This is a genomic window from Plantibacter sp. VKM Ac-2880 (assembly GCF_015351235.1).
Taxonomy (GTDB): domain Bacteria; phylum Actinomycetota; class Actinomycetes; order Actinomycetales; family Microbacteriaceae; genus Plantibacter.
On record NZ_JADKSJ010000001.1, the window covers coordinates 2,418,066 to 2,441,914 of the forward strand.

At 68.5% G+C, this 23,849-nt stretch carries 23 protein-coding genes; 7 read left to right on the forward strand and 16 right to left on the reverse strand.

Annotated features, from left to right (window positions below; all coding sequences use genetic code 11):
* Window positions 1–17: 17 nt before the first annotated feature.
* The 5 genes from ITJ57_RS11605 to ITJ57_RS11625 form a co-directional block, all read right to left on the reverse strand.
* The gene (locus tag ITJ57_RS11605; RefSeq protein ID WP_194670124.1) at window positions 18–1,790 is read right to left on the reverse strand and encodes a penicillin-binding protein 2; all 1,773 of its coding nucleotides are present in this window, start codon (window positions 1,788–1,790) and stop codon (window positions 18–20) included.
* 73 nt (window positions 1,791–1,863) lie between these two features.
* The gene (locus ITJ57_RS11610) at window positions 1,864–2,457 is read right to left on the reverse strand and encodes a hypothetical protein (protein ID WP_194670125.1); all 594 of its coding nucleotides are present in this window, start codon (window positions 2,455–2,457) and stop codon (window positions 1,864–1,866) included.
* Complete coding sequence (rsmH, locus tag ITJ57_RS11615) at window positions 2,454–3,407, reverse strand: 16S rRNA (cytosine(1402)-N(4))-methyltransferase RsmH (protein WP_194670126.1); 954 nt, start codon at window positions 3,405–3,407, stop codon at window positions 2,454–2,456. The genes ITJ57_RS11610 and rsmH overlap by 4 nt, the downstream gene beginning before the upstream one ends.
* Window positions 3,408–3,546: 139 nt before the next feature.
* Entirely contained in the window at window positions 3,547–3,978 is a 432-nt protein-coding gene (mraZ, locus tag ITJ57_RS11620) for a division/cell wall cluster transcriptional repressor MraZ (protein WP_056005413.1), read from the reverse strand.
* A 324-nt stretch (window positions 3,979–4,302) separates the two neighbouring features.
* Window positions 4,303–4,680 carry a DUF3040 domain-containing protein gene (locus ITJ57_RS11625; RefSeq protein WP_056005410.1) on the reverse strand — a complete coding sequence of 126 codons (378 nt, stop codon included), beginning with the start codon at window positions 4,678–4,680 and terminating at the stop codon, window positions 4,303–4,305.
* Window positions 4,681–4,755: 75 nt separating this feature from the next.
* Between ITJ57_RS11625 and ITJ57_RS11630 the strand changes: the two genes are divergently transcribed.
* Window positions 4,756–5,856, forward strand: coding sequence for a polyprenyl synthetase family protein (locus tag ITJ57_RS11630; RefSeq protein WP_194670127.1), 1,101 nt, complete (start codon window positions 4,756–4,758; stop codon window positions 5,854–5,856).
* A 50-nt stretch (window positions 5,857–5,906) separates the two neighbouring features.
* Here the strand turns inward: ITJ57_RS11630 and ITJ57_RS19395 are convergent, their stop codons facing one another.
* Window positions 5,907–6,248 carry an Rv2175c family DNA-binding protein gene (locus ITJ57_RS19395; RefSeq protein WP_370582339.1) on the reverse strand — a complete coding sequence of 114 codons (342 nt, stop codon included), beginning with the start codon at window positions 6,246–6,248 and terminating at the stop codon, window positions 5,907–5,909.
* A 167-nt stretch (window positions 6,249–6,415) separates the two neighbouring features.
* Between ITJ57_RS19395 and pknB the strand changes: the two genes are divergently transcribed.
* Window positions 6,416–8,362: a Stk1 family PASTA domain-containing Ser/Thr kinase gene (gene pknB / locus ITJ57_RS11640; protein WP_370582340.1), complete on the forward strand. Its 1,947-nt coding sequence runs from the start codon at window positions 6,416–6,418 to the stop codon at window positions 8,360–8,362.
* 97 nt (window positions 8,363–8,459) lie between these two features.
* Here pknB and ITJ57_RS11645 read toward each other — a convergent pair whose 3' ends face one another.
* The 3 genes from ITJ57_RS11645 to ITJ57_RS11655 all read right to left on the reverse strand — a co-directional run bounded on the left by ITJ57_RS11645 (window position 8,460) and on the right by ITJ57_RS11655 (window position 11,589).
* Window positions 8,460–9,806 (reverse strand): class II 3-deoxy-7-phosphoheptulonate synthase, encoded by a 1,347-nt coding sequence (locus tag ITJ57_RS11645; RefSeq protein ID WP_056005400.1) that lies wholly within the window; start codon window positions 9,804–9,806, stop codon window positions 8,460–8,462.
* Between the two features lie 119 nt (window positions 9,807–9,925).
* The gene (locus ITJ57_RS11650; RefSeq protein WP_056005397.1) at window positions 9,926–10,609 is read right to left on the reverse strand and encodes a 1-acyl-sn-glycerol-3-phosphate acyltransferase; all 684 of its coding nucleotides are present in this window, start codon (window positions 10,607–10,609) and stop codon (window positions 9,926–9,928) included.
* A gap of 26 nt (window positions 10,610–10,635) precedes the next feature.
* Entirely contained in the window at window positions 10,636–11,589 is a 954-nt protein-coding gene (locus tag ITJ57_RS11655; protein WP_194670129.1) for an ROK family protein, read from the reverse strand.
* Between the two features lie 186 nt (window positions 11,590–11,775).
* Here ITJ57_RS11655 and ITJ57_RS11660 point away from each other — a divergent pair, with 186 nt between their 5' ends.
* A complete protein-coding gene (locus ITJ57_RS11660; RefSeq protein ID WP_194670130.1) occupies window positions 11,776–13,605 on the forward strand; it encodes an AMP-dependent synthetase/ligase in 1,830 nt (609 codons plus the stop codon).
* A 76-nt stretch (window positions 13,606–13,681) separates the two neighbouring features.
* Here ITJ57_RS11660 and ITJ57_RS11665 read toward each other — a convergent pair whose 3' ends face one another.
* Complete coding sequence (locus ITJ57_RS11665; protein WP_194670131.1) at window positions 13,682–14,173, reverse strand: peptide deformylase; 492 nt, start codon at window positions 14,171–14,173, stop codon at window positions 13,682–13,684.
* A gap of 93 nt (window positions 14,174–14,266) precedes the next feature.
* Entirely contained in the window at window positions 14,267–17,674 is a 3,408-nt protein-coding gene (locus tag ITJ57_RS11670; RefSeq protein WP_194670132.1) for a pyruvate carboxylase, read from the reverse strand.
* A gap of 73 nt (window positions 17,675–17,747) precedes the next feature.
* Here ITJ57_RS11670 and ITJ57_RS11675 point away from each other — a divergent pair, with 73 nt between their 5' ends.
* On the forward strand, window positions 17,748–18,614 hold the full coding sequence (locus ITJ57_RS11675; protein WP_082455728.1) for a ParA family protein: 867 nt from the start codon (window positions 17,748–17,750) through the stop codon (window positions 18,612–18,614).
* A 230-nt stretch (window positions 18,615–18,844) separates the two neighbouring features.
* Here the strand turns inward: ITJ57_RS11675 and ITJ57_RS11680 are convergent, their stop codons facing one another.
* The 4 genes from ITJ57_RS11680 to ITJ57_RS11695 all read right to left on the reverse strand — a co-directional run bounded on the left by ITJ57_RS11680 (window position 18,845) and on the right by ITJ57_RS11695 (window position 21,512).
* The gene (locus ITJ57_RS11680; protein WP_056005382.1) at window positions 18,845–19,393 is read right to left on the reverse strand and encodes a MerR family transcriptional regulator; all 549 of its coding nucleotides are present in this window, start codon (window positions 19,391–19,393) and stop codon (window positions 18,845–18,847) included.
* Between the two features lie 202 nt (window positions 19,394–19,595).
* Window positions 19,596–20,300: a MerR family transcriptional regulator gene (locus ITJ57_RS11685; protein ID WP_194670133.1), complete on the reverse strand. Its 705-nt coding sequence runs from the start codon at window positions 20,298–20,300 to the stop codon at window positions 19,596–19,598.
* Window positions 20,300–20,821 (reverse strand): FHA domain-containing protein, encoded by a 522-nt coding sequence (locus ITJ57_RS11690; protein WP_285043147.1) that lies wholly within the window; start codon window positions 20,819–20,821, stop codon window positions 20,300–20,302. Before ITJ57_RS11690 ends, ITJ57_RS11685 begins: the two co-directional genes overlap by 1 nt.
* The gene (locus ITJ57_RS11695) at window positions 20,814–21,512 is read right to left on the reverse strand and encodes a CDP-alcohol phosphatidyltransferase family protein (RefSeq protein ID WP_370582342.1); all 699 of its coding nucleotides are present in this window, start codon (window positions 21,510–21,512) and stop codon (window positions 20,814–20,816) included. Before ITJ57_RS11695 ends, ITJ57_RS11690 begins: the two co-directional genes overlap by 8 nt.
* Before the next feature lie 38 nt (window positions 21,513–21,550).
* Between ITJ57_RS11695 and ITJ57_RS11700 the strand changes: the two genes are divergently transcribed.
* From ITJ57_RS11700 to ITJ57_RS11710, 3 genes are all read left to right on the forward strand, one after another.
* Window positions 21,551–21,922, forward strand: a complete 372-nt coding sequence (locus ITJ57_RS11700) for an RNA-binding S4 domain-containing protein (protein ID WP_194670134.1) — start codon at window positions 21,551–21,553, stop codon at window positions 21,920–21,922.
* A gap of 97 nt (window positions 21,923–22,019) precedes the next feature.
* Window positions 22,020–22,475 (forward strand): VanZ family protein, encoded by a 456-nt coding sequence (locus ITJ57_RS11705; RefSeq protein WP_194670135.1) that lies wholly within the window; start codon window positions 22,020–22,022, stop codon window positions 22,473–22,475.
* A 111-nt stretch (window positions 22,476–22,586) separates the two neighbouring features.
* Window positions 22,587–23,333, forward strand: coding sequence for a GTP pyrophosphokinase family protein (locus ITJ57_RS11710; protein ID WP_194670136.1), 747 nt, complete (start codon window positions 22,587–22,589; stop codon window positions 23,331–23,333).
* Here ITJ57_RS11710 and ITJ57_RS11715 read toward each other — a convergent pair.
* On the reverse strand, window positions 23,330–23,794 hold the full coding sequence (locus ITJ57_RS11715) for an N-acetyltransferase (RefSeq protein ID WP_194670137.1): 465 nt from the start codon (window positions 23,792–23,794) through the stop codon (window positions 23,330–23,332). The genes ITJ57_RS11710 and ITJ57_RS11715 overlap by 4 nt on opposite strands.
* Between the last annotated feature and the right edge of the window lie 55 nt (window positions 23,795–23,849).

The window sequence follows — 23,849 nt, forward strand, 5'->3', positions numbered from 1 at the left end:
ATCCTTCATGAGGTCGTTCAAAAGTCGAGCGGCAGATTCGGTGCCGGCTCCGTCGAGGGCTGCACTCCCCTGCTCTTCAGCACTTGGGTGGTCACGTCCCGGAAGATGGGAGCGACCGCAGCCGATGAATTCATCTTAACCGGGTCCGCCAGGTTCACCGAAACGACGAACTGCGGCGCCTCTGCGGGCGCGAATCCGGCCATCGACACGAGGTAGCTCGAGCTGTATCCGCCGTCGCCGTCGGGCTGCTGCGCCGTTCCGGTCTTCATGGCGACCCGGTAGCCGGGAACGTCGACGTTCTCCGCGACCCAGCTCTGCTGGTCGACCATCTCGAGCATCTCGCTGACTTGCTTGGCCGCATCCGGGGAGACCACCTGCGTCCCCTTGGCATCCGGGACGTCCGTCATGGTGCCGTCGGCGTTCCGGCAGCCCTCGACGAGCTGCACGGGCATGCGCACGCCGCCGTTGGCGATCGTTTGGTACAGGCTGGCGCCTTGGACAGCGGTCGTCGAGAACCCCTGGCCGAACATGGTCGCGTAGTCCGTCTGGTTGTCCCAGTCCTCGGGGTCGGCCATGAGGCCACCGGATTCGCTGGGGAACCCGACCTCGGTCTTCTGCAGCTGACCGAACTTCTGGAAGTAGGCGTACCGGGTGTCGGCGCTCATCTTCTCGCCGAACTGGGAGATGCCCGTGTTGGACGACTGCACCATGACTCCGGAGAGGGTCAGCCGCATGTCCGCGTGGAACTCGCTGTCGTTGATGTCCGCACCGTTCGAGGGCTTGTAGCGGAAGGGCGCGACGACCTGCGAGTTGGGACTCGCGACACCCTGGTCGATCAGGGCTGCAGCCGTCAGCGACTTGTACGTCGATCCGGGCTCGAAGGGCGCGGCGAACGCCCGGGATCCGCGGTCCTCGGCGGGCGTCGCACTGACGTTGCCGGGATCGACGGACGGGTACTCGGCGACGGCGAGCAGCTTGCCCGTCTTCACCTCCATGACGGTGACGATGCCCCAGCTCGCGCCGACCGCCTCAGCCTGCGCGGCCAGCGACTGCTGCGAGAACCATTGGATGTCCTTGTCGATCGTCAGGACGACGTCGCCGCCGTCCTTCGCGGGCTTCGTCACCGTGGTGCCGGGCAGCGGCAGACCCCCGCTGCCCTTCTCGTAGGTCGTGCGGCCGTTCGCACCGGCGAGACAGGAGTCCTCCATGAGTTCGACGCCGGCCTGCGGCTCCCCCTCCTCGCCGACGAAGCCGACGACGTTGCCGGCGACGGCACCGTTGGGGTACACGCGGTAGGGGTCCTCGGTGAACGTGGTCCACGGGATCTCCAACGCTTTGAGCGCTCGGAGCTGATCGAGGTCGAGCTTCTTGGCGATGAGGGCGTAGAGCGAGTCCTTGTCGGCCGCGAGGGCGTCCGTGATCAGTGCCAGGACCTCCGGACCGGGCTTGCCGATGATGGCGCCGATCTCGTTCGTGGCCTGCTCCAGCGTGATCGTCTGTTCGGCACCGTCGACGTCGCGCTCGAACGGGCCGGCGTCCTTCGGCGACGCGGCCATGCTGTACCGCATGACTGCCTCGGCGAGGACGGAACCGTCGGAGGCGAGGATGCTGCCGCGCGTCGCGAGGATCGTGTCGCCGGTCTCGGTCTTCTCGAGGGACTCGGCACTCAGAGCGCTCGCCCGGACGACCTGGATGTCGACCAGCCGGAGCACGAAGAGGGTCATGACGATCGACACCGCGACGATGGTGAACGCCAGACGGCGCCGTGTGGTCTTCGTGTGCCTCACCATGATGTCGTCGCCGCGTCCTCTCCTGGCCTCGCCCCGCATGTGGGCGAGCCGTCCTGCACCGTGAACAGTCCGGTCATCGCGTGGTGGGCGACGGCAACCCGTCCTGCAACGGTACGGGCGGGGTGGTCGCTTCCTGGCCCGACGCGCCGTCGGCGGCGGGCGCGTTCTGGCCGCTCACCGGAGGGATCGTCGCCGTCTGGGCGTTCGGCACGAGGGCGGCGTTGAAGATGGGGCTCTTGGCAGCCGACGCGGGCGTCGGGGTGCCGAGGACGGCACCGTCGGAGAGCCGGAGGTAGGTCGGGAGGGAGTTGCCGACCATGCCGAGGGCCTGCGCGTTGACCGCGAGGTACTGGGGCGACGCGAGGCGGTCGAGGTCCTCGGCCAGCGCGGCCGAGGTGCGGCCGAGTTCGACCTGCTGCCCCTCGAGCTGCTGGATCTGGTACGCACCCTGGCTCAGTCCGACACTCAGGAGGAGCTGACCGGCGACGATCGCCACGACGGCACCGACGACGACGACCGCGTACATCGGGCGAGGGCGCAACGTCGGGCGCGCGCTCGGCACGACGGCACGGATGTGCCGACGCTCCGGCTCGACACGGCTCGGCTGCGGCCGTGCACGTCCGAGTCGTTCCGGTGCGAGATCGAGTGCTGCGGTCGCTCCGCTCATGCTGGCCTCCTCAGCCGTTCGGCCGCGCGGAGTCGCACGGGTTTCGCTCTGGGGTTCTCATCGATCTCGGCCTCGGTGGCGAGTTCCGCGCCCTTGACGAGGAGCTTCAGCTCCGCGCTGTGTTCGGGGAGTTCGACCGGCAGGCCGGCCGGCGTGGTCGACTTCGCCCGTGCCTGGAGCTCGCGCTTGACGATCCGGTCCTCCAACGACTGGTAGGACAGGAACACGATCCGACCGCCGACCCGCAACAGGTCGAGCGCCCGCGGCACCGCGGACTCGAGGACGGACAGCTCGGCGTTGACCTCGATGCGGAGTGCCTGGAAGACGCGCTTGGCGGGGTGTCCGGTGCGGCGCGCAGCGGCAGGCGTGGCTCGGTCGATGAGTTCGACGAGCTGGCCGGAACTCGTCAGCGGACTGCGCTGACGTTCCTCGACGATGCGTCGTGCGTACCGCTGCGCCAGCTTCTCGTCGCCGTACTCCCAGAAGATCTTCCGGAGCGCGACCTCGTCGTAGGTCGCGAGGATCGTCTCGGCGGTCAGCTCGCTCGATGCGTCCATCCGCATGTCGAGTGGAGCGTCCTGCGAGTAGGAGAACCCGCGTTCGGTCCGGTCGAGCTGCAGGGACGAGACACCGAGGTCGAAGAGGATGCCGTCGACCTCGGGGAAACCGAGTTCCTCGCTGGCCTCGTCGATGTCGTCGTAGACGGCCTTGACGAACCTGGCGCGGGTGCCGAACCTGGCGAGTCGTTCCTGGGCGATGTCGAGCGCGTCGAGGTCGCGGTCGAGGCCGATGAGCGTGAGCTGCGGGAACCGCTCGAGCATGGCCTCGGCGTGACCGGCCATGCCGAGCGTGGCGTCGATGAGGACCGCGCCCTCGTGGGACACGGCGGGAGCGAGTAACTCGATGCAGCGCTCGAGGAGGACTGGGGTGTGGATGTCGTTGATGGCCATATGCGTCGTCCGGACGGTCCCTGGCCCCTGATCCCCATCCGTTCCGACCTGGCACCGGGGAAGTGTGTCAGGGCGGGATCCGACCTGGCACCGGGGAAGTGTGTCAGGGCGTGACGGCTGGGAGTCAGGGGGCAGGGCACTAGAAGAGTCCGGGGATCACCTCCTCGGCGGTCTCGGAGAAGACGCTCTCCTGTTCGGCGAGGTAGGACTCCCATGCCTCGGCATCCCAGATCTCCGCACGGCTCCCGGCTCCGATGACGACGAGGTCGCGACTGAGCCCGGCGTACTGACGGAGGTTCGAGGGGATGGTCACGCGGTGCTGCTTGTCGGGCGTCTCGGCGCTGGCTCCGGAGAGGAACACGCGGAGGTAGTCACGCGCCTGCTTGCTGGTGACCGGGGCCTGCCGGATCTTCTCGTGGAGGGCTTCGAACTCCCGAGTGCTGAAGACGTAGATGCAGTGCTCCTGGCCCCTGGTCATGACGACCCCGCCGGAGAGTTCCTCGCGGAACTTCGCCGGCAGGATGATGCGGCCTTTTTCGTCGAGTTTGGGGGCGTGACTACCGAGGAACATACGCCCCCGCCCCCAATCGTTTCGGCCAACATCTTGGTTGGGCTCCACTTTACTCCACTTTGCACCACTTCTGCAGCACATCGGCGTGTTTTGCCCCTCGGGACCGACAAAAAACCCCGCGAAGACAGGGCTTCGCGGGGTGGAGGGAAATGGAGGGTTCAGGGCGACCGGGGAGCATTTCGGCGCCGGGTTAACGACGAAACGGGGCCGATCCGAAGATCGACCCCGTTCTGGGTCGTGATGCGGCGGAGCCGCGAGGGAGGGAAGTGGAGTCGCGTGGACGCGAGCGGAGGGCCGCTGTCCGGCGGGACCGCCAGGGTCTTCCTACCGCTCGTCGCCGGACTGCCGCTTGTCCCAGCGGTCGTTGAAGCGGTCCATGAGTCGTGACGACTTCTGGCCGCCGGCGGGTGCCGTCTGGCGAGGACTCGGCTGTTCGAGCGGTGCGCGGGTCGGCTTCGTCGCCACCAGCACGCCGGTCAGCATGATCGCGAACCCGAGCAGGCCGACGAGCGGCTGCTGGATCACGACTCCGAGCACGAGGCCGATCGCCCCGACCACCGCGATGAGGGAGCCGAGCGCGATTCCGCGATAACTCGGCTTGCCTGCGCCAGCGCTGACCTTGGAGACGAATTCGGCATCGCTGCGGTAGAGGTGGCGTTCCATCTCGTCGAGGAGCCGTTGCTCCTGCTCAGAAAGTGGCATCTGATTCCCCTCAAGGTCACACGACGCGACGTTGTTGATCGAGTCTAGTCACCGAAGCATGACTAGGCTAGGTGCGTGATCGAAAGCAATGAACTCGCCACCCTGGTGGGCCGCGGGCTCTCCGACTTTCTCTCCTCGCGAAGCTCCATTGTCGCGCAGATCGGCCCGGAGCTCTCCCCGTTCCTCGACTTCTCCCGGGAATTTCTCAGCGGTGGGAAGCGGTTCCGGGCGCAGTTCTGCTTCCGGGGCTGGCAGGCCGTCTCGACCGGTCGGCACGCAGGCGGTCAGGGCGGTATCGACACCGTCATCGCGGCCTGCGGAGCCCTCGAACTCTTCCACGCGGCGGCACTCGTCCACGACGACATCATCGACAATTCGGACACCCGCCGCGGCCGGCCGGCCGCGCACGTCTCCTTCGCCGAACTGCACCGTCGCAGCCGGTGGGACGGCGACCCCGCCACGTTCGGCACCGGCGCGGCCACGCTCCTCGGCGATCTGCTGCTGGGGTGGAGCGACGAACTGCTCGACGACGGCCTCGACCTCCTCGACGACCGACGCGCCGCACGCGCCGCGCGTACCGAGTTCAACCGCATGCGGACCGAGGTCACGGCGGGGCAGTACCTCGACATCCTCGAGGAGCGCGCGTGGCGCGACGCCGCGGACGACGAGCAGCGCCGTCGGGCCGAGCGGGTCCTGATCTACAAGTCCGCCAAGTACAGCATCGAGTCGCCGCTCGCCCTCGGCGCCCTCCTCGGCGGCGGGAGCGAACAGCAACTCGCGTCCTTGCGCGCCTACGGCCTCCCGCTCGGCATCGCCTTCCAGCTCCGCGACGACCTGCTGGGCGTCTACGGCGACCCGGCCGTGACCGGTAAACCGAGCGGCGACGATCTGCGCGAGGGGAAGCGGACCATCCTCATCGCCCTCACGAGGGAGGCGCTGCAGCCGGGAGCTCGGACCATCCTCGACGAAATGCTCGGCGACCCGGAGCTGGACGACGACCAGATCGGCCTGCTCCAGGCGACGATCCGCGACAGCGGTGCCGTCGACCAGGTGGAGAAACTCATCCAGGACCACGTCGCGCGTGCGCTCTCAGCGCTGGGCGAGGCCCCGATCAACGACGACGCTCGAGCCCACCTGCGCGGCCTCGCCGTCTCGGTCGCCCGCCGCGAGACCTGAGCCGCGCCGGAGCGTCGGCGGTCATGCCTGCGATCCCCAGACGGTGTTCGTCAGGCGAGCGCCTGGGCGACGCGACGGACCTCGGAACGGCGGCCAGCACGCAGCGCCTCGATCGGCGACGTCCCGATGGCGTCGTCCTCCTCGAGCATCCAGACCATCGCGGCCTCGTCGTCGAACCCGTTGTCGGACAACAGGGTCAGGGTGCCGCGGAGGTTGTGGACCGGTCCGCCGTCCGAGACGAACGACGACGGCACCTGCAGGACGCCGTCGCGACGCACAGCCAGGAGGTCGCGTTCCTCGAGGTACTGACGGATGCGTCGGATCGGCAGCCCGAGTTCGGTCGCCAGGTCGGGAAGGGTGAACCACACGAGTTCGGTATTCTGCTCAGTCACGCAGAGCAGTCTGCCACGACCATGGCCCGCTCGGCACCGTCCACATCGACGTCCGGCCGGGTGGTCCGCCCGCGCCGTGGATCGCGTTCGGGTAACGATCACTCCGCCTCCGCTCCATCCCGGGGTGTTGACAGCTCTTCGCGGTCGTCGTTCCATACACTCGACTGGTGAGTAGCAATCAGCAGGCCGATCCGATGATCGGGCGTCTCCTCGACGGGAGATATCAGGTGCGCTCACGAATCGCCCGGGGCGGCATGGCCACGGTCTATCTGGCCACCGACCTACGCCTGGAACGGCGTGTCGCGATCAAGGTCATGCACGGCCACCTGTCCGACGACACCACGTTCAAGAACCGCTTCATCCAGGAGGCGCGCTCGGCGGCCCGACTGGCGAACCCCCACGTCGTGAGCGTGTTCGACCAGGGCCAGGACTCCGACATGGCGTACCTCGTCATGGAGCACCTGCCGGGCATCACCCTCCGCGACCTCATCCGCGACAACGGCACCCTCACCCCGCGTCAGGCGGCCGACATCCTCGACGCGGTGCTCTCGGGACTCGCGGCAGCGCACCGGGCCGGCATCGTGCACCGCGACGTCAAGCCCGAGAACGTCCTCCTGGCCGACGACGGACGCATCAAGATCGGCGACTTCGGGCTCGCGAGGGCCGCCAGTGCGAACACGGCGACGGGCCAGGCGCTCCTCGGGACGATCGCCTACCTCTCCCCCGAACTCGTCACCCGCGGACAGGCCGACGCCCGGAGCGACATCTACGCCCTCGGCATCATGCTCTACGAGATGCTCACCGGTGAGCAGCCGTACAAGGGCGAGCAGCCGATGCAGATCGCTTACCAGCACGCGAACGAGTCGGTGCCGGCTCCGAGTGCGAAGAACCCGGCGGTGCCGAAGGAGCTCGACGACCTCGTCTTCTGGGCGACCGAACGCGAACCGGACGACCGCCCGTCGAACGCCGGTGAGATGCTCGAGCGGCTGCGGTCCATCGAGTCGAACCTCGGGTTCACCTCCGTCGCCACGGGGGCACAGCCGACCATCGTCATGCCCGCCTCCTACTCCAGCGAGCACGCCGACGACGTCACGCAGGTGATCGGGCGCGGGACCAAGCCGCAACAGGTCCCGGTGCGTGCGGACGCGACGGACGGGCCCGGCAAACTCGCCGTGAAGGCTCGCAAGCGTAGCCGGGTGGGTGTCGCCCTGTTCACGATCGTGCTCATGCTCGCGGCCCTCGCCGGCGGCACGGGTTGGTACTTCGGGCAGGGCCCCGGCTCGCTCGTGGAAGTCCCCGGTGTCGCGGAGCGAAGCTACGACGAAGCTGCCGCAGTACTCAGCGAGCTCGGGTTCGTGCCGGCCCAGGGCGCGACCTACAGTCTCACCATCCCAGCCGGTACCGTCGCCGGCAGCGACCCGCCGGCAGGCTCGAAGATCGACAAGGGTGCGACCGTGACCGTCCTGGTCTCGCAAGGACCACAGCCCGTGGACATCCCCGTGCTCGCCGGGTTGACCCAGACGGACGCCGAGCAGCAGCTCCAAGCGCTGGGCGTAACGGTCTCGACCGTGAACCAACAGTTCGACCCGAGCATCGCCAAGGACATCGTCCTGGCGGCCTCCGACACGACCTCCGGCGCCGACTACGGCCAGGGCGGGCCGTCGTTCCAGGGCTCCTCCGTGACGCTGCTCGTCTCCGCCGGCCAAGTGCCGTCGGTCTCCGGCATGACGCCCGACCAGGCACGTGACGCCCTCGAAGCCGTCGGGCTCGGAGTCGGCACCTCCGAGGAGGCGTTCGACGACACCATCCCGTCGGGACAGGTCATCGGCATCCAGGCGAAGACCGATGCCGACGGCAACGAGACGGCGTTCATCCCGGGCGACGATGTCACCCTCATCGTCTCGAAGGGTGTCGAGCTCGTCGCGATCCCGGACACGACCGGTCAGACGATCAACCAGGCCATCAAGACCCTGCAGGACGCTGGGTTCACCGTCGGCGACATCGCGGTGAACGAGTCGTTCAGGGACCTCTTCAAGGTGAAGAAGACGGACCCACCCGCAGGCAAATCGGTGAAGAAGGGCTCGACCGTGAACATCACGGACTTCGGGCTCTAGTCACCACCACGGGCAGTACGGCGACGGCCTCCGCTGCACGTTGCACGACGAAGCGCCCATGCCCGGTCTCCCCGGCATGGGCGCTTCGTCGATCAGGCTACTTCGCGGCGGCGAGCTCCTCGGCCACGAGGAAGGCGAGCTCGAGCGACTGCATGTGGTTCAGGCGCGGGTCGCAGAGGGACTCGTAGCGGGTAGCGAGGGTCGCCTCGTCGATCTGCTCCGAGCCGCCCAGGCACTCCGTCACGTCGTCGCCGGTGAGCTCGACGTGGATGCCTCCGGGGTGGGTCCCCGCGGCGCGGTGCGCCTCGAAGAAGCCCTTGACCTCGTCGACCACGTCGTCGAAACGACGGGTCTTGTAGCCGGTCGGCGTCGTGAGTCCGTTGCCGTGCATCGGGTCGGTCACCCACAACGGCGTCGCGTCGGCACCCTTGATCGCCTCGAGCAACGGCGGAAGGGCGTCCCGGATCTTGCCGGCACCCATGCGCGTGATGAACGTGAGGCGTCCCGGCTCGCGCTCGGGGTCGAGCTTGTCGATGAGCCGGAGCATGTCGTCGGCCGACGTCGTCGGGCCGAGCTTCACGCCGATCGGGTTGCGCACCCGGGAGAGGAAGTCGACGTGCGCGCCGTCGAGCTCGCGCGTGCGCTCCCCGATCCACACGAAGTGCGCCGAGGTGTTGTACGGCGTGCCGGTCCGGGAGTCGATGCGCGTCATCGGACGCTCGTAGTCCATGAGCAGCGCCTCGTGGCTGGAGTAGAACTCGACCCCGCGCAGCTGATCGAAGTCGGCACCCGCCGCTTCCATGAACTTGATCGCGCGGTCGATGTCGCGAGCCAGTCCCTCGTAGCGGTGGTTCACCGGGTTGGCCGCGAAGCCCTTGTTCCAGCTGTGCACCTCACGGAGGTCGGCGAACCCGCCCTGCGTGAACGCACGGATGAGGTTCAGCGTGGAGGCCGAGGTGTGGTACCCCTTCACCAGGCGTGCGGGGTCGGCGGTGCGGGACTCGGGTGTGAAATCGTAACCGTTGACGATGTCGCCGCGGTAGGCGGGCAGGGTGACGTCACCACGCGTCTCGGAGTCGTTCGAGCGCGGCTTGGCGAACTGACCGGCCATCCGGCCCATCTTGACGACGGGCATGGACGCGCCGTACGTCAGGACGACGGCCATCTGCAGGACCGTCTTCACCCGGTTGCGGATCTGCTCGGCCGTGGCGCCTGCGAAGGTCTCAGCGCAATCGCCGCCCTGCAGCAGGAACGCATTCCCGCTCGCCGCACGGGCCAGCCGGTCGCGCAGGATGTCGACCTCGCCGGCGAAGACGAGCGGCGGGAGCGTGGCGAGTTCGGCCGATGCACGGGCCACTGCCGCCTGGTCCGGCCACGACGGCTGCTGCTTGATCGGCAGCTCACGCCAATAGTCCAGTCCGGCGATCACCGAGGGTTCGGCCATGACGACTGGTTCTGTAGCGTGGGACACGGATTTCCTGTCTCTCTTCGACCGGACGCGCTCCGGAGCTCGCCCGGACGGGGGAACGGGCCGCGATCGCGGCCCGGTTTTTCAGCTTAGCGTCACGCCGACGCGGCGCGCTCCTTGACGCTCGTCGCGTAGACGTCGCGGTAGTCCTGACCGGAGAGCTTGCGGAGCTCGACCATCAGCTCGTCGGTCACGCTCCGGAGGATGAAGCGGTCGCCCTCCATACCGGCGAACCGCGAGAAGTCGAGCGGTTTCCCGATGACGATGCCGATCCGGCGGATGCGCGGCAGTTTCGTCCCGATCGGCATGACCTTCTCGGTGTCGATCATCGCGATGGGGACGATGGGGACGCCCGCCTCGAGCACCATGCGGGCGACCCCGGTGCGTCCGCGGTACATGGTGCCGTCGGGACTGCGGGTGCCCTCCGGGTAGATCCCGAGGAGGTTGCCGCCACCGAGGACGGCCAAACCGGTGTTGAGGGACGCCTCGGAGGCCTTGCCGCCGGAGCGGTCGATCGGGAGCTGCCCCGTGCCCAGCATGAAGGTCTTCGTCGCCCAGCCGCCGAACCCCTTCCCGCGGAAGTACTCACTCTTGGCCAGGAAGGAGATGCGTCGGTCGACGCACAGCGGCAGGATGACCGAGTCGATGAAGGACAGATGGTTGCTGGCGATGATCGCGCCACCGTGCTCCGGGATGTTCTCGGCACCGATCACCCAGGGACGGAAGATCGTCTTGAGGATCGGGCCGGCGACCAGGTACTTCATGAACCAGTAGAACATCGTGCTCCTTCGTCTGCCCGTAGCCGTCAGCCGACGACGAGGGCGCTCCTGGCGAGATCCCCGGCGCCGATGACACCGGCGTCGTTCACGAGTTCGGCGATGCTGAAGCTCGGCTCGGGGTGGAAGCCGCGCGCCGGGAGGTGGGCCAGGAACGCCTCACGCACCGGGTCGAGCAGGAGGTCTCCGGCCTGGGCGACGCCGCCACCGATGACGAACACGTTCGGGTCGAGGATGGCCGACATGCTCGCGAGGGCTTGGCCCAGCAACCCGGCGAGCTCGCGGAGGCAGCGGAGCGCCCCAGGGTCGCCGGCCTCCAGCAGGGCGGAGACGTGGTGGCCGTTCAAGACGCCTCCTGCGGCGGCGCGTGCTCGCGCGAGGGCGGCCCCGTCGCCGCCTGCGTCCGCGGCGCCGTTGGCGAGTCGCAACAGCGCGTTGCCCGAGCAGTACTGCTCGACGCAGCCGCGGGCACCGCAGCCACAGGGCAGTCCGTCGGGGATGAGCCGCATGTGTCCGAGCTCCGCCCCGCTGCCGAAGCCACCCGTGAGCAGCCGGTCGTCCAGGACGATCGCCCCGCCCACGCCCGTGCCGATCGTGACCATGACCATGCTGCGCTCGTCGCGACCGGCGCCGAAGCGGAACTCGGCCCAGCCTGCGGCGTTCGCGTCGTTCTCGATCGTGACGATCTTGTCGGGCAGGCGGGCCGCGAGTCGAGCCTGCAACGGTTCGTTCCGCCAGGCGATGTTCGGTGAGTAGAAGACCGTGGAGCGGGTGGCGTCGAAGAACCCCGGCGCGGCGACGCCGACACTCTTGACGCTGCCGTCGTCCAGCGAGCGGACCATGGCGACGACGTCCTCGATGATGGCGTCGGGATCGGCGGCCTGCGTCGGCGTGCGCCCGGCCGCGAGGATCCGGCCTTCGTCGTCGACGACACCGCCCGCGATCTTCGTCCCGCCGATGTCGATGCCGATCGCGTTGGCCATAACGATGCCGTCTCCCTGTCCTGTGTCGCCGACGTCGCTGCCATGCGCAGATCCGTCGGCTCGAGCGTCGGTCCTCCGCACGCCGCAGTCGAGTCTACTGAGCCGCTGCGCGCCACAGAAACCGCGTGAATACCGGTGCCCTAGGATGGAGCCACATCTTGCCGACCTGGTACCGAAGGAGTTGCCGTGGAACAGTTCGACGTCCCTGCAGTCGTTGCAGCAGACCCATCCGCCAATGCGACCGATCTGCTCGTGAAGCGGTTGGCCGCTGCACCGAACGCCCCGCTGTTCGCCGTGCCACGTGGTTCGGAGTGGGTGGACGTGACCACCGCCGAGTTCCACGCACAGGTCGTCGCACTCGCGAAGGGCTTCGTCGCGGCCGGCATCGAGCCCGGCAGCAAGATCGGGCTCATGTGCAAGACCCGATATGAGTGGACGCTCATCGACTTCGCCGCCTGGTTCGCCGGCGCATTGCTCGTCCCCATCTACGAGACGAGCTCGCCGAGCCAGGTCCAGTGGATCCTGGGCGACTCCGGCGCGACGAGCATCATGGTCGAGACCCCCGACCAGTTCGCCCGGTTCGACGAGGTCCACGGCGACCTCCCCGAGGTGACGCGGGTGTGGCAGATCGACCTCGGCGACCTCGACAAGCTCTCCGCCTCCGGCGTCGAGGTTCCCGACGCCGAGATCGAACGCCGTCGCAACCTCGCGGTGGGCTCGGACATGGCGACCCTCATCTACACCTCGGGATCGACCGGTCGGCCGAAGGGGTGCGTGCTCACCCACTCGAACTTCGTCGAGCTGTCGCGGAACTCCGCGGTCGCGCTCAAGGACGTCGTGTCCGCTCCCGGCGCCTCGACCCTCCTCTTCATCACCACCGCCCACATCTTCGCTCGGTTCATCGCCGTGCTGTGCGTGCACTCCGGCGTGAAGACAGGGCACCAGCCCGACACCAAGCAGCTCCTTCCCTCGCTCGGCACCTTCAAGCCCACCTTCCTGCTCGCCGTGCCACGCGTGTTCGAGAAGGTCTACAACTCCTCGGAGCAGAAGGCCGAAGCCGGCGGGAAGGGCAAGATCTTCCGCGCGGCAGCCGAGACGGGCATCGCCTACTCGAAGGCGCTCGAGTCCGGGACGGTCCCGCTCGGGTTGAAACTCAAGTTCCGCGTCCTCGACCGCCTGGTGCTGTCGAAGATCCGCACGGCGATGGGTGGCCGCGTCCGGTACGCGGTCTCGGGGAGCGCTCCCCTCGGCCCACGACTCGGCCACTTCTTCCACGCGCTCGGCATCGTGATCCTCGAGGGCTACGGCCTGACCGAGACCACGGCACCGGCCACCGTCAACCTCGCGCAGAAGTCGAAGATCGGCACCGTCGGCCCCGCACTGCCCGGAGTCTCCCTGCGCATCGCCGACGACGGCGAGGTCGAGGTCCGCGGCATCAACGTCTTCAAGGAGTACTGGAAGAACCCTGAAGCGACGGCCGAGGCCTTCGACGACGGCTGGTTCCGCACCGGCGACATCGGGTCGTTCGACACCGACGGCTTCCTGACCATCACCGGCCGCAAGAAGGAGATCATCGTCACTGCGGGCGGGAAGAACGTGGCCCCGGCCGCGCTCGAGGACCCGATCCGCGCGACACCGGTCGTCGGCCAGGTGGTCGTCGTCGGCGACCAGAAGCCGTTCATCAGCGCGCTCATCACCCTCGACACCGAGATGCTGCCCTCCTGGCTCGCCAACAACGGGCAGGACGCGTCGATGAGCGCTCAGGACGCGGCACGGAACCCCGCCGTCCTGGCCGCCGTCCAGCGCGCCATCGACGAGGCGAACACGAAGGTGTCCCGCGCGGAGTCGATCCGGAAGTTCGTGATCCTGGACGAGGAACTCACGGAGGCGAGCGGGCACCTCACCCCGAAGCTCAGCATCAAGCGCAACGTGATCCTGAAGGACTTCGCGGAGACGATCGAGGGCATGTACCTCGGAGCGGGCTCCCCCGAGACCCAGGGGATGTCCCTGAAGTGACACGCCTGCGGGCTCGGTGTCGGAACCTCCGCTCGCCGGGCCCGCAGTGCTGCGCCTCGTGCGTCTCGGGGGGCTCCTAGAACCAGTCGCTCTCGCGGACCTGTCGCATCGCCTCGCGCCGGTGTTCCTTCGACAGGCGGTCGAGGTAGAGCATCCCGTCGAGGTGGTCGGTCTCGTGCTGCAACGCCTGCGCGAGCAGACCCTCGCCCTCCACGACCAGCTCCTCGCCGTCCAGGTCGATACCGACCGCGCGCGCGTACGGATGGCGCGGCGTCGGGAACCAGAGTCCTGGAACCGAGAGGCATCCCTCGCCGATCTCCTCGGGTTCACCGCGGACCTCGACGAGCCTCGGGTTGATGAGATACCCGATCACGCCGTCGACGTTGTAGCTGAACACCCGCAGACCGACGCCGATTTGGGTCGCCGCGACGCCGGCCCGACCCGGGAGCTCGACGCTGTCGACGAGGTCGCGCACGAGGCTCCGGATGTCGTCGTCGATCGCGCCGATCTCGGTCGTCTGGGCCTTCAGGACCGGGTCACCGAAGAGTCTGATGGGGCGTGTCGTCACGGGTGGGGTCCTTCCGGGCGGATGGCGATGGTGGTGGCAGCGGAGACCGGCCGCATCGCCTCCGGGGAGGGACACGGCCGGTCTCAGGGATGATCAGGCGTTCGGCTTCACGACGACGAGCAGATCGCCCGCCTCCACCTGCTGGGTGGCCGGGATCGCGAGCCGCTCGACGACACCCGCGACGGCGGTCGTGATGGCCGCCTCCATCTTCATCGCCTCGATCGAGGCGACCGGCTGGCCGGCCTCGACGCGGTCGCCGATGGCGACCTTCACGGTGACGACGCCGGAGAACGGCGCGGCGACCTGGCCCGACACGGAGGTGTCCGCTTTCTCGGCCGTCCGGACGTCGACCTCGACGCTGCGGTCGCGGACGAACACCGGACGGAGCTGGCCGTTGAGCGTCGCCATGACGGTCCGCATGCCCTTCTCGTCCGCCGCACCGATCGCTTCGAGGCCGACGAACAGCCGGACGCCCTTGTCGATCTCCACGACGTGCTCCGTGCCCGGCTCGAGACCGTAGAGGTAGTCGGCCGTGTCCACGACGGAGAGGTCGCCGTACAGGTCCCGCTGCTGCTCGAACTGCTTGGTCGGCGCCGGGAACAGCAGCCGGTTGAGGGTCGAGCGACGCTCGGCCGACTCGCCGTCCAGGGCGGCCTGGTCCTCCGCCGAGATCGGGGTGACCCCGATGTCGACCGAGCGTCCGGCCAGCACCTTCGAACGGAACGGCTCCGGCCACCCGCCGGGCAGCTCGCCGAGCTCGCCCGCCATGAAGCCGACGACCGAATCCGGGACGTCGTACTTGTCGGGGTTGGCCTCGAAGTCGGCCGGGTCCGCCTTCACGGCGGCGAGGTGGAGGGCGAGATCGCCGACGACCTTGCTGGAGGGGGTGACCTTCGGCACGCGGCCCAGGATCTTGTTCGACGCCGCGTACATGTCCTCGATGAGCTCGAAGTGGTCGGCGAGTCCGAGGGCGATCGCCTGCTGGCGGAGGTTCGACAGCTGTCCACCGGGGATCTCGTGCGTGTACACGCGACCGGTCGGGCCGGCGAGCCCGGATTCGAACGGACGGTACATCGCCCGGACGGCCTCCCAGTACGGCTCGAGATCCGCGATCGCCTGCAGCGAGATGCCGGTGTCGCGCTCCGTGTGCGCCAGCGCGGCGACGAGCGACGACGCCGAGGGCTGGCTGGTGGTGCCGGCCATGGGGGCGCTCGCGACGTCGACGGCGTCCGCACCGGCGTTGCTCGCGGCGAGAAGCGTCGCGAGCTGTCCGCCCGGCGTGTCATGCGTGTGCACGTGGACCGGCAGGTCGAACCGCTCTCGGAACGCCGCGACGAGCTTCGCCGCCGCCGACGGGCGGAGCAGGCCGGCCATGTCCTTGATGGCGAGCACGTGCGCGCCGGACTCGACGATCTTCTCCGCGAGTCGCAGGTAGTAGTCGAGGGTGTAGAGGTCCTCGGCGGGGTTCAGCAGATCTCCCGTGTAGCAGACCGCGACCTCGGCGATCGTCGTCCCGGTCTCGAGGACGGCGTCGATGGCCGGTCGCATCTGCGACACGTCGTTGAGCGCGTCGAAGATCCGGAAGATGTCGATCCCGGTGTCGGCGGCCTCGCGCACGAAGGCGTTGGTCACCTCGGTGGGGTACGGCGTGTACCCGACGGTGTTGCGTCCGCGGAGCAGCATCTGGATCGCGATGTTCGGCATGGCCTGCCGCAGGGACGCGAGTCGCTCCCAGGGCTCTTCGCCGAGGAAGCGCAGGGCGACGTCGTAGGTGGCACCGCCCCAGGCCTCGACGGACAGCAGCTCGGGGGTGAGCCGGGAGACGAACGGCGCCACGGCGAGGAGGTCCTTCGTCCGGACGCGGGTGGCCAGGAGCGACTGGTGCGCGTCTCGGAACGTGGTCTCGGTGACCGCCAGCGCCGTCTGCGCACGGAGCGCCTCGGCGAAGCCCTTCGGGCCGAGCTCGAGCAGCCGCTGGCGCGAACCGGCCGGGGCGTCGGCGGAGATGTCGATGGACGGGAGCTTGTCCACCGGGTCCGGTCCGGGCGGGCGGGAGCCGTTCGGCTGGTTCACCGTGACGTCCGCGAGCCAGTTGACGACCTTCGTCCCGCGGTCCTTCGAGACGTGGCCGCGCAGCAGCTGCGGTCGCTCGTCGATGAAGGAGGTGCTGAGGTCGCCGGCGACGAAGGAGTCGTCCTCGAGCACCGCCTGGAGGAAGGGGATGTTCGTGGAGACGCCGCGGATGCGGAACTCCGCGAGGGCGCGCTTCGCCCGCGTGACCGCGGCTTCGAAGGTGCGGCCTCGGCAGGTGAGCTTGGCGAGCATCGAGTCGAAGTGCGGGCTGATCTGGGCGCCGGACGCGACCGTGCCGCCATCGAGGCGGATGCCACCGCCACCCGGGGACCGGTACGTCGTGATCTTGCCGGTGTCGGGTCGGAAGCCCGCCGTGGGGTCCTCGGTGGTGATGCGGCACTGCAGCGCGAAGCCCCGCAGGTGGAGCGAGTCCTGGGTGAGCCCGAGGTCCGTGAGCGACTCGCCGGCGGCGATCCGCATCTGTGACTGCACGAGGTCGACGTCGGTGACCTCCTCGGTGACCGTGTGCTCGACCTGGATGCGCGGGTTCATCTCGATGAAGACGTGCTGGCCCTTGCGCTCGCCGGCGGTGTCGAGCAGGAACTCGACCGTTCCGGCGTTGACGTAGCCGATCGACTTCGCGAACGCGATGGCGTCGCGGTACATCGCCTGGCGGGTGTCCTCGTCGAGGTTCGGGGCCGGAGCGATCTCGACGACCTTCTGGTGCCGACGCTGCACCGAGCAGTCGCGCTCGAACAGGTGGATGGTCTCGCCGTCGGCGCTGGCCAGGATCTGGACCTCGATGTGGCGCGGCCGGACGACGGCCTGCTCGAGGAACATCGTGGGGTCGCCGAAGGCGCTGTCCGCCTCGCGCATGGCCGCCTCGAGGGCGCCACGGAGGTCGGCCTCGGTGTCGACGCGGCGCATACCGCGGCCGCCACCGCCAGCGACCGCCTTCGCGAAGATCGGGAACCCGATCTCGGCGGCTCCCGCCAGCAGCTCTCCGATGTCGCGGCTGGCCGGGGTCGACTTCAGCACCGGGACGCCGGCGGCGATCGCGTGCTCCTTCGCGGTGACCTTGTTCCCGGCCATCTCCAGCACCGACGACGGCGGGCCGATGAAGGTGATGCCCGCGGCGCGGGCCGCCTCGGCGAGCTCGGGGTTCTCCGAGAGGAAGCCGTACCCGGGGTAGATGGCGTCGGCGCCCGACTCCTTCGCGACCCGGATGATCTCCGAGACGTCGAGGTAGGCCCGCACGGGATGACCCTCGGAACCGATCTGGTAGGCCTCATCGGCCTTCAACCGATGCATCGAGTTGCGGTCCTCATACGGGAACACCGCAACCGTCTTCGCCCCCAGCTCATACGCGGCACGGAACGCCCGGATGGCGATCTCTCCGCGATTGGCGACAAGAATCTTCCTGAACATGGAACCCTTTCCACAACAGCCAACTCAGCAAACGTTGAGATTCCCTAGCCTAGTCACGGTAACGTTGAGCCTTGTGCATGTACTCAGCGTTAGCTCCCTGAAGGGGGGCGTCGGCAAGACCACCGTCACCCTTGGCCTGGCTTCCGCCGCGTTCTCGAAGGACATCCGCACGTTGGTCGTGGATCTCGACCCGCAATCCGACGTCTCGACCGGCATGGCCGTCGACGTCGCCGGTCACCTCACGGTGACGGATGTGCTGACCTCGCCGAAGAAGAAGATCGTCGAGCAGGCGATCGTGGCGAGCGGCTGGACGAAGATCCACCCGGGCAAGATGGACGTCATGATCGGCAGTCCGTCCGCGATCAACTTCGACGGCCCGCACCCGAGCATCCGCGACATCTGGCGACTCGAAGAGGCGCTCGCACACGTCGAGGAGGAGTACGACCTCGTCCTCATCGACAGCGCCCCCTCGCTCAACGCCCTCACCCGCACGGCATGGGCCGCCAGCGACCGCGTGGCCGTCGTCACCGAGCCCGGCCTCTTCTCCGTCTCCGCGGCCGACCGCGCGCTCCGCGCCGTCGAGGAGATCCGTCGCGGGCTGAGCCCCCGGCTCCAGCCGCTCGGCATCATCGTCAACCGGGTGCGGCCTCAGTCCATGGAGCACCAGTTCCGCATCAAGGAACTCCGCGACATGTTCGGCCCCCTCATCCTCAACCCGCAGCTCCTCGAGCGCACCTCCCTGCAGCAGGCCCAGGGCGCGGCGAAGCCCGTCCACGTCTGGCCGGGCGACACGGCGCAGGAGATGGCGAAGAACTTCGACTCGCTCCTCGACCGAGTGCTACGCACCGGCCGGGTCGGCGAGTACGCCGACGGCGCTCCCCCGGAGCCCGCGGCCGTGACCAGCACCTCCACCGTCGAGACGCCCGTCACCGAAGGCTGAGCCGGGCGTCGCCCAGAACGGGCGGAGGACGACCGGTGTTCGAGGCTGGCCGTCCGGTGGTTCGAGGATCGAGCCCTTCGACAAGCTCAGGGACCGGCGGCAGGACGGCGCCCTTCGTCAAGCTCACGGACCGGTGCGCGGGCGGGAGCGGCGACTGGCACAGGCCCGGCGACAGGCTCAGAGACCGGCGACACGGCTCGGGTCCGGGGACCGCTTCAGCGGGGCCCGGGTTACGCGGTGCGGGCGGAACGACGAGCGGCGAGTTCGTCCATCGGGTCGGCCGACTGGGCGTCGAACTCGATGAGGGTCGACTCCACCTCGCGGAGGACCTTGCCGACGGCGATGCCGAAGACACCCTGGCCGCGGCTGACGAGGTCGATGACCTCGTCGTTGGACGTGCACAGATAGACGCTGGCCCCATCGCTCATGAGCGTGGTCTGGGCGAGGTCGACGATCCCGGCCTCGCGGAGCTGGTCGACCGCGGTGCGGATCTGCTGGAGGGAGATCCCCGTGTCCAGGAGACGCTTGACGAGCTTCAGGACGAGGATGTCGCGGAACCCGTAGAGACGCTGCGTCCCGGAACCTGATGCTCCACGCACGGTGGGCTCGACGAGACCGGTGCGAGCCCAGTAGTCGAGCTGGCGGTAGCTGATGCCGGCAGCGCGGGCGGCGATGGCTCCGCGATAGCCCTGTCCCTCTTCGAGTTCCGGCAGTCCATCGGTGAACAGCAGCCCGAGGTCACCGTATCGTGACGCACCGTCGCGACTGAGTTCACTCATGTCTGCTTCTCCTCGATGTTCGCTTCACGGTCTGCGTGGTCCTGACGGGGGCGTCGGAACGGCTCGGCCGCTTCCACCACGGTATCGATCAGCCGCTGCCAACGTTGCGACATCCGTTCGAAACGGGCGGCGTGTCGTGACGAGTGACCGAACTGTGACCTGGCCGTGATGGATGAGGGCAGTCTACGCCCTGGACGGCCCGTCAGGAGGATTGGTGTCGTTCGAGCGCGGTGCGGACGAGGTTCGACCGCACCCCCTCGAGCTGGGCCGCGATCTCCACCGCGCGGTCCGCGGTGCGGGCGCGCCCCGCGGCGTCGTTCCGCTTGGACACGGCGCTCAGCGCGCTCTCGATCAGGCCGACCTCGCGCTCGACCGAGGCACGGAACCCGCGCAGATGGCGAGGCTCGATGCCGGATCGCTGCAGCTCGACCAGGATGCGCAGCAACGACGCCACGTCCTCACCGTAGTTCTCCGCCGGGAGGATCAGGGAGGCGCTCACCGCGTCGTTGAACAGCATCGGCGTGGCTCCGGCCTCACGGATGAGTTCGTTCCGGGAGAACCTGCGCGCGCTCGGGTGGATCGACGGTGCGCCGACCGCCTGCCCCGAGCCGGGGAACATCGGAGACCGACCGGCGTCGACCTCGACGAGGTAGGTGCGGATGACCTTCAACGGGAAGTAGTGGTCGCGCTGCATCGACAGGATGAGTCGCAGCCGGTCCAGATCGTCGCCCGAGAACTTCCGGTATCCGGACTTCGTGCGCGCCGGCGAGACGAGGCCCTGCTCCTCAAGGAAACGGAGCTTCGAATTGCTCAGCTCAGGGAACTCCGGAGTGAGCCGCGCGAGGACCTGCCCGATGCTGAGCAGCGGAGCAGCATCGCTTCGCGCGTTCGCGCTGGCTGCCGCCACTAGCTTCCCAGCTGGGAGGCGAGGTCGATCCGCGACGCGTAGAAGGTGAGGCGGAACTTGCCGATCTGGACCTCCGCGGCGTCGCGCAGGATGGCCTTGTCGATGCGGACGCCGTCGAAGTAGGTGCCGTTCAGCGAGTTGAGGTCGCGGATCTCGAAGGCCGTGCCGTGACGGTGGAACTCCGTGTGGCGACGCGAGACGGTGACGTCGTCGAGGAAGATGTCGGCTTCGGGGTGCCGGCCGACGGTCGTGACGTCCGCGTCGAGGAGGAAACGAGCTCCGGCGTTCGGCCCGCGACGGACGATCAGCAGCGCAGACCCCGACGGGAGTGCCGCGATCGCCTCATGCTCCTCAGCGGTGACGTCGGAGTCGATCGCCGCGAGGGCTGCTCCGAGGTCTTCACCGAAGGTGAGTGTCGTGTCGACTTCCCGTTCGCCCGAGCCGCTCGTCGGTGCTCCGTCAGTGACGGATCCCGGCGTGTACGCCCCGGTCGCGGGATACTTCTCATCGTGCTCAGCCACCGTCGACCTCCTCTCCGTCAAGCGTATCCGATGTGGCGTGCCTGTCGAGCCGCCCGGACGAGGGTGACGTGACATATCCGGCACCGTCCGGCCGCCCAGAACGACCGGCACCGGCGATGCGGACGGTCTGCAGCAGGTACAGGACACCCGCCCACCAGTAGAGCGCCGCTCCGGCGATCGAAGAGACCCAACCGAGTGGCGTCGCGACCATCGCCACGGCAGGGAACGCCGCTCCGAGCATGAGGACCGGGAGCCCGATGAAGAGCAGCGCCGTGCCCCACTTCCCGACCCGTGTCACGGGCAGCATCCCCGAGCCGGATCGGTGGAGGACGATCGCCAATCCGACGAGCAGCACGTCCCTCGCCACGACGACGATGAGGAGCCACCACGGGATGAGGTCGCGGGCGGCCAGGCCGATGAGCGCCGCGATGATGTAGAGCCGGTCGGCCGCGGGATCGAGCTGACGTCCGAGCCGCGTCATCTGGTCGAACCGCCTGGCGATCCATCCGTCGAGCAGGTCGGTGACGCCCGAGAACGCGAGCGTCACGAGCGCCCAGAGGGCCTCGCCCTGCACGAGCAGGATCAGGAAGACCGGGACGAGCAGGATGCGGAGGACGCTGAGCGCGTTCGGGATCGTGACCAGGCGGTCCTCGCCGGTCCGTCGATGCCCTCGTCCCACCCCGTCCGTCACGGGTGGAGTCTACCGAGCGGCTGCTCTAGCATCGGAGGATGGAGAGCCCCTCGAGCGTCCGCGTCGACGCGTGGGTGTGGGCCGTCCGCCTGACGAAGACCCGCTCCGCCGGCGCCTCCGCTTGTCGCGCCGGCCATGTGCGGGTCAACGGCGACCGCGCGAAACCGGCTCAGCCTGTCCGCATCGGCGACGAGGTGCGTCTCCGGGTGGCCGGTTTCGATCGTGTCGTGGAGGTGCGCCGCCTCATCGCGAAACGGGTCGGCGCCGACGTGGCGGCCGAGTGCCTGATCGACCGCTCTCCCCCGCTTCCGACCCCCGCCGAGCGCCAGGTCGTCGCCGTCCGTGACCGAGGAGCCGGCCGCCCGACCAAGCGCGAACGCCGTGACATCGAGCGACTCCGAGGCCGTTGAGGCACGGAGCGCACCATCGGGCGGCGCTCAGCCGTCGCGGCTGAACCGTTCAGACGGTACCCACGTACCGCCAAGGTGGCTGGTGCATGCTTGACGGATGTTCCGTCGCCATCCCGTCCTCAGCACCCTGACCGTGGTGTATCTGGGACTCGTCGCGATGATCACGCTCGGCCCCCGGCCGTTCGACGGACGGACCGAGTCGCTCGTGTACCGGATCGTCGACGTCCTCGCGCGGTGGGAGACGACCGCCTGGATCACGTACGAGCGGCTGGAGTTCGGAGCGAACGTCGCCATGTTCGTTCCGATCGGCGTCTTCTTCCTCCTCCTGCTCGGCCGACGCCGGTGGTGGCTCGCCGTGCTGATCGCCGCGACCCTCACCGTCGCCATCGAGACGGCGCAGCTCACCATCCCCGGACGGGTGAGCGATCCCCGCGACCTCCTCGCCAACACCTCCGGTGCTGTCGCCGGCGTGGTGGTCGGCCTCGTCCTGACGGCCGGGAGCGGGCGCCGAGCGCGCGCTTCGGCCCGGCGGCGTCCGGCCCTGCAGCACTGATCGGGCGGACGTGCCCGTCGACCGGGTCCAGGCTGAGAGTGGTTCCAAGGCCGCTTCAGTAGAGTGCGAGCGGGCCGTCGGCCCGTCGGATACCGAGCTGGAGTGCAAGCCATGAGTGGACCATCGTCGTCGGAGAACCTCGAAGAGCTGAAACGGCTCAAGGACGAGTTCACGCGGTTCATGATGCTGTACAAGTTCGGCATCGACGAGATCACGACGAAGTTGAACATCCTCAAGGAGGAGTTCACGCAGATCCACGACTACAACCCCATCGAGCACATCAGCTCGCGGTTGAAGTCGCCCGAGAGCATCATCGGGAAGATCGAGCGGAAGCAGTACGGACAGGACATCGACGACATCCGCGAACACATCACGGACATCGCCGGGATCCGCGTGACCTGCAGCTTCATCTCCGACACCTACAAGGTGTTCGAGCTGCTCACCAACCAGCAGGACATCACGGTCGTGAAGGTCAAGGACTACATCGCGAACCCCAAGCCGAACGGCTACCAGAGTCTGCACGCCATCGTCGAGGTGCCCGTGTTCATGTCGGACGGTGTCGTCCAGGTCCCGGTCGAGATCCAGTTCCGGACGATCGCGATGGACTTCTGGGCCAGCCTCGAGCACAAGATCTACTACAAGTACGACAAAGCCGTTCCCGACACCCTGCTGGCGGAGCTCAAGCACGCCGCGGAGGCGGCCTCCCGGCTGGACGCGAAGATGGAGCACCTCCACGGCGAGGTCCTCGCCCTCGACAGCGCGACCGCCCCGCAGACCACTCGCGACGGACACCCGAGGCCCCCGTCACTCGCCGACCGCGTCATGACCGAACTCATCGACGGGCTGGAGACCCGCTAGAGCGCCTTCCGCATCTGCACGGCCATCGTCTCGTACCCGAGGGACTCGTAGAGTCCCCGTGCGATGCGGTTGAACCCGAACACGTTCAGCCCGAGCGTCTTCGCCCCCTGTTCCTTGGCCGCCGTCTCAGCAAGCTGCATGGCCTCCCGGCCGAGCCCTCGTCCGCGGAAGGGCTCGTCGATCTCCACGTCCCAGATCCACCACTCGTCCGGGTGGCTCGTACTGCGCGGTCCGATCCAGAGGACGCCGACCGCCGTCTCCTCGAGGACGACCTCGAAGACGAGATGGCCGACCTGGAGGCGACCGGCGGGGAACGTCTCCGCAAGGGACTGCGCGGCCTTCGCCGTCGCCTCAGCCTCTGTCTCCCCCGCCTCGATGCGCTCGAGGCGGTACTGCGCGTTCGCCGCGAGCATCCACCCCCGCAGTCGATCGGCTGGCATGCGGACGAGCGTGGCGTTCATGAGGATATCCTCCCAGACGGCCGCGGCGTCCTCGGTCCGTGACGGGAATACTTCA

Coding starts and splice junctions, on each gene's coding strand:
- ITJ57_RS11605 (WP_194670124.1), bottom strand. CDS start 1,790: ATGGTGAGGCACACGAAGACCACACGGCGCCGTCTGGCGTTCACCATC.
- ITJ57_RS11710 (WP_194670136.1), top strand. CDS start 22,587: ATGAGTGGACCATCGTCGTCGGAGAACCTCGAAGAGCTGAAACGGCTC.
- rsmH (WP_194670126.1), bottom strand. CDS start 3,407: ATGGCCATCAACGACATCCACACCCCAGTCCTCCTCGAGCGCTGCATC.
- ITJ57_RS11645 (WP_056005400.1), bottom strand. CDS start 9,806: ATGGCCGAACCCTCGGTGATCGCCGGACTGGACTATTGGCGTGAGCTG.
- ITJ57_RS11670 (WP_194670132.1), bottom strand. CDS start 17,674: ATGTTCAGGAAGATTCTTGTCGCCAATCGCGGAGAGATCGCCATCCGG.
- ITJ57_RS11705 (WP_194670135.1), top strand. CDS start 22,020: ATGTTCCGTCGCCATCCCGTCCTCAGCACCCTGACCGTGGTGTATCTG.
- ITJ57_RS11700 (WP_194670134.1), top strand. CDS start 21,551: ATGGAGAGCCCCTCGAGCGTCCGCGTCGACGCGTGGGTGTGGGCCGTC.
- ITJ57_RS11715 (WP_194670137.1), bottom strand. CDS start 23,794: ATGAACGCCACGCTCGTCCGCATGCCAGCCGATCGACTGCGGGGGTGG.
- ITJ57_RS11680 (WP_056005382.1), bottom strand. CDS start 19,393: ATGAGTGAACTCAGTCGCGACGGTGCGTCACGATACGGTGACCTCGGG.
- ITJ57_RS11650 (WP_056005397.1), bottom strand. CDS start 10,609: ATGTTCTACTGGTTCATGAAGTACCTGGTCGCCGGCCCGATCCTCAAG.
- ITJ57_RS11610 (WP_194670125.1), bottom strand. CDS start 2,457: ATGAGCGGAGCGACCGCAGCACTCGATCTCGCACCGGAACGACTCGGA.
- ITJ57_RS11655 (WP_194670129.1), bottom strand. CDS start 11,589: ATGGCCAACGCGATCGGCATCGACATCGGCGGGACGAAGATCGCGGGC.
- mraZ (WP_056005413.1), bottom strand. CDS start 3,978: ATGTTCCTCGGTAGTCACGCCCCCAAACTCGACGAAAAAGGCCGCATC.
- ITJ57_RS11625 (WP_056005410.1), bottom strand. CDS start 4,680: ATGCCACTTTCTGAGCAGGAGCAACGGCTCCTCGACGAGATGGAACGC.